8 protein-coding genes are annotated in these 8020 nt (G+C 71.7%); 3 read left to right on the top strand and 5 right to left on the bottom strand.

What is annotated here, in order from left to right:
* Positions 1 to 61: 61 nt before the first annotated feature.
* From ABD366_RS28315 to pdxR, 3 genes are all read right to left on the bottom strand, one after another.
* Complete coding sequence (locus ABD366_RS28315; protein WP_324775719.1) at positions 62 to 1261, bottom strand: glutathionylspermidine synthase family protein; 1200 nt, start codon at positions 1259 to 1261, stop codon at positions 62 to 64.
* A 5-nt stretch (positions 1262 to 1266) separates the two neighbouring features.
* Positions 1267 to 1578: a hypothetical protein gene (locus ABD366_RS28310; protein WP_324775780.1), complete on the bottom strand. Its 312-nt coding sequence runs from the start codon at positions 1576 to 1578 to the stop codon at positions 1267 to 1269.
* Between the two features lie 152 nt (positions 1579 to 1730).
* Entirely contained in the window at positions 1731 to 3173 is a 1443-nt protein-coding gene (gene pdxR, locus ABD366_RS28305; protein WP_324775721.1) for a MocR-like pyridoxine biosynthesis transcription factor PdxR, read from the bottom strand.
* A gap of 46 nt (positions 3174 to 3219) precedes the next feature.
* Here pdxR and ABD366_RS28300 point away from each other — a divergent pair, with 46 nt between their 5' ends.
* From ABD366_RS28300 to ABD366_RS28290, 3 genes are read left to right on the top strand one after another with little or no spacing between them, the layout of a single operon-like run.
* The gene (locus ABD366_RS28300) at positions 3220 to 3771 is read left to right on the top strand and encodes a carboxymuconolactone decarboxylase family protein (RefSeq protein WP_324775723.1); all 552 of its coding nucleotides are present in this window, start codon (positions 3220 to 3222) and stop codon (positions 3769 to 3771) included.
* A gap of 8 nt (positions 3772 to 3779) precedes the next feature.
* A complete protein-coding gene (locus ABD366_RS28295; RefSeq protein ID WP_324775725.1) occupies positions 3780 to 4217 on the top strand; it encodes a carboxymuconolactone decarboxylase family protein in 438 nt (145 codons plus the stop codon).
* Complete coding sequence (locus ABD366_RS28290) at positions 4211 to 5005, top strand: isocitrate lyase/PEP mutase family protein (RefSeq protein WP_324775727.1); 795 nt, start codon at positions 4211 to 4213, stop codon at positions 5003 to 5005. Before ABD366_RS28295 ends, ABD366_RS28290 begins: the two co-directional genes overlap by 7 nt.
* 74 nt (positions 5006 to 5079) lie before the next feature.
* Here the strand turns inward: ABD366_RS28290 and ABD366_RS28285 are convergent, their stop codons facing one another.
* On the bottom strand, positions 5080 to 6051 hold the full coding sequence (locus ABD366_RS28285; RefSeq protein ID WP_324775729.1) for an ABC transporter substrate-binding protein: 972 nt from the start codon (positions 6049 to 6051) through the stop codon (positions 5080 to 5082).
* A gap of 3 nt (positions 6052 to 6054) precedes the next feature.
* Positions 6055 to 8019 carry an ABC transporter permease gene (locus ABD366_RS28280; RefSeq protein ID WP_324775731.1) on the bottom strand — a complete coding sequence of 655 codons (1965 nt, stop codon included), beginning with the start codon at positions 8017 to 8019 and terminating at the stop codon, positions 6055 to 6057.
* Position 8020 lies beyond the last annotated feature (1 nt).

Genomic DNA, 8020 nt, shown 5'->3' with positions numbered 1-8020 from the left:
CACCGCCAGCGACCGCCGTCAGCACCCCGACAAGATCACCAACAGAGTCACGGCATTGGCCCTAGAGGATGACGTGGGGCAGGAAGCGGGCGTACTCGTCGGTGACCGGGCCCGAGGACTCGCGGATACCGAGGCCCGCCGCCTCGTTCTCCACGACCCAGGCACCGAGCACCACCCGGTTGCCGTCGAAGTCGGGCAGTGGGCTCAGCTCCTGATAGCAGCAGGCTTCTTGCCCTGGCGCCGGTTCAGCGGGTGCGCCGCCGGGTCCATGGAGCGTGACACCGGCGCCTTCGCGGCCGAGGAGGGGCTTGGCGACGTATCCGGTGGTGTGGGCGAGTTCGCGTGGCCCGTCCAGATAGGCGGGGAGGAGGTTCGGGTGGCCCGGGAAGAGCTCCCAGAGCACCGCCAGCAACGCCTTGTTGGACAGGAGCATCTTCCAAGCGGGCTCGATCCACAGGGTGGTGCCGGTGCCGCCGCCGTTGTCGAGGGTGTCCAGGACGTGGGGGGCGAAGCGGTCGGTGGTGAGCCACTCCCAGGGATAGAGCTTGAAACAGCTGCGGATGAAGCGGAGCTTCTTGTCCACGAAGCGCCGCGACAGCGGGTCCCAGCCGATGTCCTCCACGGAGATGGCTTCCGTGTGCAGTCCGGCCTGCTCGGCGGTCTCGCGCAGGTAGGCCACGGTCATCAGGTCCTCGCCGAGTTCGTCGGCGGCGGAGTGCGCGAAGTGCAGAGGGTTGCCGGGAGGCAGGAGCGCGGCCTGCTTCTTCCATGCGTCGACCAGGCGCTCGTGGAGGGAGTTCCACTGGTCGGCGCCGGGGAAGCGCTCCTCCATCCAGAACCACTGGGGGCCGGCGGCCTCGACGAGGGAGGTGGGGGTGTCGGCGTTGTACTCCAGGAGCTTCGCCGGGGCATCGGTGCGGCCGTCGTAGCAGAGGTCGAACCGCCCGTACACGGAGGGGAGTTCCGCGCGCCGGCGCCAGGACTCCCGGACGAGGGACGCCAAGCGGGGGTCGGTGATGCCCAGGTCGGCGAGGCGGTCCTGGGCGACGAGGTGCTCGGCCGCGTCCAGGCACATCTCGTGCAGCTCCTCGACGACCTCCTCGAGGGCCTCCACCTCGGGCAGGGAGAACGCGTAGTAGGCGCTCTCGTCCCAGTAGGGGCGCAGGGAGTCGTCCGGGTAGCGGGTGAGCGGGTAGATCAGCCCCTGTTCCTCGACGGTCTGCTGCCAGCCGTCGCGGGGCCGGATGGTGTGGCGCCGCATCCGGTTCAGCCGCCCCCGGAACCGGAGCCCGAGCAGCCGAAGCCGCCCCGGTCGACGGCCTCGCCGCGGCTGAAGGTGCCGTTGTCGGCACGCCGGCCGCTGACGTCGGAGTCGTAGTACCAGGCGCCGTCGACCCGACCGCTTTTGCCGGTGCCGCTCTTGCGGCCCTTGCCGGACGTGTTCGTGCCCGAGCCGCTCTTGCAGTACTGGTCGCCGACGACCTTGTACCCGCTGAGCGTGTCGTAGCTGTCCCGGTCCACGCAGCGCCGGTCCGGGTCGGAGCCGCAGGAGGTCAGGGCCGTGGCCAGCACACCCATGCCGCCGAGCACCACCGTGCTCGACCGCAGTCGCCGTCGTTTCTCCACCTTTGGTTCACTCCCCCGCGGTCGCCCCGGCACGTCGTGCCAAGTGTCGGCGGTCAGCGTAGAAGAACGCGGAGGACGGCCGCGCAGCGGGTGGCGAGCCCGCGCTACGGGAGTACGCGGCACAGGGCGTCCAGGGCGCCGTTCCAGGCGTGGTCGGGTGGGGTTCCGTAGCCGACGACCAGGGCGTCGAGCAGGGCGGCCGGGTCGGCGGCGTCCTCGTGGCGGAAGCTGGAGAGGCCCGCGACGCCCAGGCGCTGCCAGGCGGCGGCGCGGACCACGGACTGCTCGGTGCCGGGCGGGAGTTGGAGGACCGCGTGCAGGCCGGCGGCGATACCGGTGGCGTGGACGGCGGGGGCACGTTCGGCGAGGGCGGCGACGAGCTGGTCGCGGCGCCGGCGGTAGCGCAGGCGGGCGCTGCGCAGATGGCGGTCGTAGGCGCCCGAGCCCAGGAACTCGGCGAGGGTCAGCTGGTCGAGGACGCCGCACGACCAGTCCGTGGCCCCCTTGGCTTCGACGACCTCGTCGACGACAGCCGCCGGGAGGACCATCCAGCCCAGCCGCAGCCCGGGGGCGAGTGACTTGCTCGTCGTGCCGAGGTAGACCACCCGCTCCGGGTCGAGTCCCTGGAGGGCTCCTACGGGCTGACGGTCGTAGCGGAATTCGCCGTCGTAGTCGTCCTCCAGGATGAGCCCTCCCGTGCGACGCGCCCAGTCGACGATGGCCGCCCGCCGGTCCGGGTGGAGCGGGACGCCCATGGGGAACTGATGGGCGGGTGTCAGCAGGGCCGCGCCGACGGCGGCACCCGGGCCCCCGCCGCTCCAGGCATCCAACCCCCCTGTGTCGGTGCCCAGTTCGTCGAGCGGGAGAGGGTGGGTGTGCAGGCCTGCGCGGGTCAGGACGTTCCAGTGGACGTCGAGGCCGTACGTCTCCACGGCGATGTCGCGTGCACCCCGGCGGCGCAGTACCTCGCCGAGCAGTGTCAGGCCCTGCACGAAGCCGGCGCAGATGATGATGCGGCCGGGGTCGGCGTGGACGCCGCGGGCGCGGGCGAGGTAGCCGGCGAGGGCGGTGCGCAGTTCGGGACGGCCGCGGGGGTCGCCGTAGCCGAGGGCCTCGTTCGGGGCCGCGGTCAGGGCCCGGCGGGAGGCCTTGAGCCACTCGGCACGAGGGAAGGAGGCGAGGTCGGGGGTGCCGGGGTGCAGGTCGTGGAGGAGCTTGCCCGGGGTGCGGCGGCCGGGGGTGTGGACGGCGCGCGGGGCCTCGACGGGGCGTTCGGCGACCCGGGTGCCGGAGCCCTGGCGGGCGGTGAGCCAGCCTTCCGCGACAAGGTCGGCGTAGGCGTCGGCGACGGTGTTGCGGGCGATGCCCAGGTCCACGGCGAGGGTGCGGGAGGCGGGCAGCCGGGTGCCGGGGGCGAGGCGTCCGCCGCGGACGGCTTCACGGAGGGCGTCGGTCAGGCCCCGTCGCAGGCCGGAGCCGGTGGGCTCGATATGGAGGTCGATGCCGAGGGCCTGTCCGGAGGGCGAAGTGGCCCAGGTTTCCGCCATGGGAATGGACCATACCTCTGGGCTAATCCGTTCGTAGGGTCGAGGCATGACGACACACGAGAGCGACGCGCACGAGAGCAGGACCGACGAGAGCACCGGGAACACGGCCGGGGCCGGCAAGGAGTTCGTGCACGAGCACACGCCCCGGCTCGCCTGGTCCCAGCACGCCCCCGAGGTCTTCAAGGCGATGGTGCGGCTCGACGCGGCGGCTCGACGCGGCCTCGACCCGGTGACGTACGAGCTGGTCAAGATCCGGGCGTCGCAGATCAACCGGTGTGCGCTCTGCCTGGACATGCACTCCAAGGATGCTCTTGCCGCAGGTGAGAGCGTGGAGCGGATCATCCAGCTCGCCGCCTGGGAGGAGTCGAAGCACTACTACACCGAGAGGGAGATCGCGGCGATCGAGCTGACCGACGCGATCACGGTGCTCACGGACGGCTTCGTTCCGGACGACGTGTACGAGAGGGCGGCGAAGCTCTACGACGAGAAGGAGCTGAGCCAGTTGATCGCGGCGATCACCACGATCAACGCGTGGAACCGCTTCGGGGTCTCGACGCGCCAGGCACCGGGGCACTACAAGGCGGGGGACTTCAAGTGAGCGCGCGCATGACGCAGCTGGACCCCGGCGTTCGCGACGCGATGGTGGCGCTCGGCGCGGCGGCGAAGAAGGGGCTAGGGGATCCGGTCCTCGCCGAGCTGGTGATGATCAGGGCCTCGCAGATCAACGAGTGCGCGTTCTGCCTCGACATGCACGTCGACGTCGCTGTCGAGAAGAACGGGGAGAGCGCGAAGCGGATCGCGCTGCTCAACTCGTGGGCCGAGGCGGGCGAGTTGTTCAGCGAGCGGGAGCGGGCGGCGCTCGCGCTGACGGAGGCGGTGACGGTTCTCACGGAGGGGTTCGTGCCCGACGAGACGTACGAGCTCGCCGCCGCACACTTCAGTGAGACCGAGCTGGCCCATCTGATCGCGTCGATCGCGGCGATCAACAGTTGGAACCGGCTGATGGTCAGCCGTCGTATCGCACCGGGAGGACCCGCGTGGTGAACCCGGACGGGCCGCAGGGGGCCAGGGCCCCCGTGGAGGTCTTCCGTGCCCTGCATCACGACCGTTCGCCCGGTGACCCGTTGGTCCTGCCCGGGCCGTGGGACGCGGCGAGCGCGCGGGTCTTCGAGGAGGCCGGGTTCCCGGCTCTGGCGACGCCGAGCGCGGGGATCGCCGCGTCGCTCGGGTACGAGGACGGGCGGACGCCGGCGGACGAGATGTTCGCCGCGGTAGCCCGCATCGTGCGGTCGGTGTCGGTGCCGGTGTCCGCGGACATCGAGGCCGGGTACGGGATCGCGCCGAAGGAGCTCGTGGAGCGGCTCCTGGAGACGGGGGCCGTCGGGTGCAACCTCGAGGACTCCGTCCCGGATCTGCCTGCCTCCACGGCCGGTTCGGGCCCGGCTCACCCGGGCCGGGTCCTCAAGGACGCGCGGCGGCAGGCCGACTGGCTGGCCGAGGTACGGGCGGCCGCGGGCGACCGGATCGTGCTCAACGCGCGGATCGACGCGTTCCTCGTCAAGGGCGTCGGCGATCCGGTCGAGGAGACGATCGAGCGGGCGCGGTTGTTCGTGGCCGCGGGCGCGGACTGCGTGTACCCGATCGGGGCGCCGGCCGAGGTGCTGCCCCGGCTGCGGGCCGGGATCGAGGGGCCGGTCAACGTCGGAGCGCCGCCCGGGGGGCCTTCGCCGCGGGAGTGGGGTGAGCTGGGGGCGACGCGGGTCACGTTCGGGCCCGGACTGCAGCGGAGGGCGACCGCCGCGCTGCGGGAGATCGCGGGCACCCTCGCCTGACAGGCGCATCCCCCGCACGACCGTGCCGGGTGCCCCCGTCAGGAAAGGCACCCGGCACTGAGGAATCTGCCCCGTTATTCGGGCAGCCACGCCTGCCAGGTGGACCGGTGAGCGTCGATCCACTTCTTCGCCGCGTCGTCCGGCGAGAGTTTCTGCTCGGCGATCATGAGGGAGACCTCGTTCTGGTCCTCCGTCGTCCAGCGGAACTTCTTCAGGAGGGCCGCGGCCTCGCCGCCGTCCTTGGCGAAGTCGGCGTTGAGGTACTTCTGCAGCGGGGTCTGCGGATAGGCGCAGGCGACCTTCTTCGGGTCGGCGTCGCAGCCCTCCTTGTAGGCGGGCAGCTTCACCTCCGTCATCGGCACCTTCTTGAAGAGCCACTGCGGCTGGTACCAGTACGTCAGGAACGGCTTCTTCTGCTTGGCGAACTGCTTGATCTGGGTGATCTGCGCGGCTTCGGAGCCGGAGAAGACGACCTGGTAGTCCAGCTTCAGGTTCTGGACCAGGGCCTTGTCGTTGGTGACGTAGGACGGGGAGCCGTCCAGGAGCTGTCCCTTGCCGCCGCTCTCGGCGGTCTTCAGCTGGTCGGCGTACTTGTTGAGGTTCTTCCAGTTCGTGACGTCGGGGTGCTGCTCGGCGAAGTACGTGGGGACGAACCAGCCGATGTGTCCGGTGACGCCGAGGTCGCCGGCGTTCCGGATGGTCTTCTTGTCCTCGACGTACCGCTGTTCCTGGTCGGGGTGGCCCCAGTCCTCCAGGATCGCGTCGACGCGGCCCTGGCTGAGGGCGTCCCAGGCGGGGACCTCGTCGACCTGGACGGTGTCGACTCGGTAGCCGAGTTCGTGCTCCAGGAGGTACTGGGCGACGGCGACGTTGGCCTGGGCGCCGACCCAGGACTGGACGGAGAGGGTCACCGTCTTGGCGCCCTGGGCGTTGGCGTAGGGGGACGCCTGTTTGGTCATGTCGGCGGCGCCGCAGCCGGTGACGGCCAGCAGCGCGCCCGCCCCGGCGACAGCGGCGAGTGACCTGTGAGTCCGACGAGTTCGCATGGCTCAGGCCTTCCTTCCGGCGCGGGTGCGGCGTTCCGTCGGCTGGGTGACCCGGTCGAGCATCAGGCCGAGGCAGACGATCGCGGCGCCTGCGACGAGGCCCGTGGCGAGGTCGCCCTGGGCGAGGCCGAAGACGACGTCGTAGCCGAGCGCGCCGCCGCCGACGAGGCCGCCGATGATGACGACGGCGAGGACCAGGACGACGCCCTGGTTGACGGCGAGAAGCAACGCCGGGCGGGCGAGCGGGAGTTGGACCTGGCGCAGCTGCTGGGCGGTGGTGGCGCCCATCGAGCGGGACGCTTCCATGGCGGCCGGGTCGACCTGGCGCAGGCCCTGAGCGGTGATGCGGACGACGGCGGGCAGCGCGTAGACGACGGCCGCGGCGGCCGCGGGGGCGCGGCCGACACCGAAGAGGGCGACGACCGGGATCAGGTAGACGAACTGCGGCATGGTCTGGAAGACGTCGAGGACGGGACGCAGGATGCGTTCGAGGCGTTCGCTGCGGGCGGCCGCGATGCCGATGGCGAAGCCGAGGGCCAGGGTCACGGCGACGGCGGCGAGGACCTGGGAGAGCGTGTCCAGGGACGGCTTCCAGACGCCGAGTACGCCGATCGCGGCCATGGCGAGCACGGCGGTCAGGGCGGTGCGCCAGGTGCCGATCAGCCAGGCGAGCGCGGCGACGATCAGCAGCACCGACCACCAGGGCAGCCAGGTCAGGCCGGAGCGCAACGGGTCGAGGATCCAGGTGGTGAAGTGCCCGGCCCAGTCGGCGGTGCCGCCGACGTAGGGGACGCCGGTGTAGAGGTGGTCGGTCATCCAGTCGACGGCGTCGTTGACCGGGGTGGCGATGTTCACGACCCAGGAGTCGGGCCAGTCGAGGCGGTCGGCGAGGCGGGCCGCGAGGGCGACCACGACGGTGCCGCCGGCGACGACGCCCCACTTCCAGGGGGCCGGGGGTTCGTGGGAGCCGAGTCTCTCCCCGGCCGCGCTGGTGACACGGTCGAGGACGACGGCGAGCAGCACGATCGGGATGCCGGCGGCGAGTGCGGCGCCGACGTCGACGGAGGCGAGCGCCTGGTAGACGCGGTCGCCGAGGCCGCCGGCGCCGATGACGGAGGCGATGACGGCCATGGAGAGGGCCATCATGATCGTCTGGTTGAGGCCGAGGAGGAGTTCCTTGCGGGCCAGCGGGAGGCGGGCGGTCAGCAGGCGCTGGCGGCCGGTGGCGCCGAGTGAGGCGACGGCCTCCATGACGCCGCTGTCGGCGGAGCGCAGGCCGAGCGCGGTGAGGCGGGCCATGGGCGGGGCGGCGTAGACGACGGTGGCGAGGACCGCGGCGGGTACGCCGATGCCGAAGACGAGGGCGACCGGGAGGAGGTACGCGTAGGCCGGGAAGACCTGCATGGTGTCGAGGACCGGGCGCAGGGCGCGGTACATACGGTCGTTCAGGCCCGCGGCGAGGCCGAGGACGGCGCCGAGGACGACCGAGACGAACACGGCGACGACCATGAACGCCAGCGTCTGCACGGTGGGCACCCACATGCCGAGGGCGCCGCACGCGAGGAAGGCGAGCACGGCGGAGGCGGCGAGGCGCCGGCCCGCGACGCGCCACGCGATCAGCCCCATCGCGGCGGTCACGCCGGCCCAGCCGGCGGCGAGCAGTACGAGGTAGACGGCGCGGATGGAGATGACGACCGCGTTGCTGATGTGGCCGAGGAAGTAGAGGAACACCGGGTGGCTGTCCCGGTTGTCGATGATCCAGTCGCTGGCCTTGGCGAGCGGCTCGGTGAGGTCGACGGTGAGGGCGCCCGGCCAGCTGCCGCTTGCCCAGCGGGCGTTGAGGATCGGGGCGATGACCGCGGTGGCCACGGCCAGGAGCAGGAGTTTGCCGAGTACGCGGTTGCGGAGCAGGCCGCTCCAGCGGGCCGGGGTGTCCTTGGCGGGGGCGACGGTGACGGCAGCTGTCATG

The sequence above is a fragment of the Streptomyces kunmingensis genome (genome assembly GCF_039533535.1).
GTDB lineage: Bacteria > Actinomycetota > Actinomycetes > Streptomycetales > Streptomycetaceae > Streptomyces > Streptomyces kunmingensis.
This window is presented reverse-complemented; position numbering and strand designations above follow the sequence as displayed.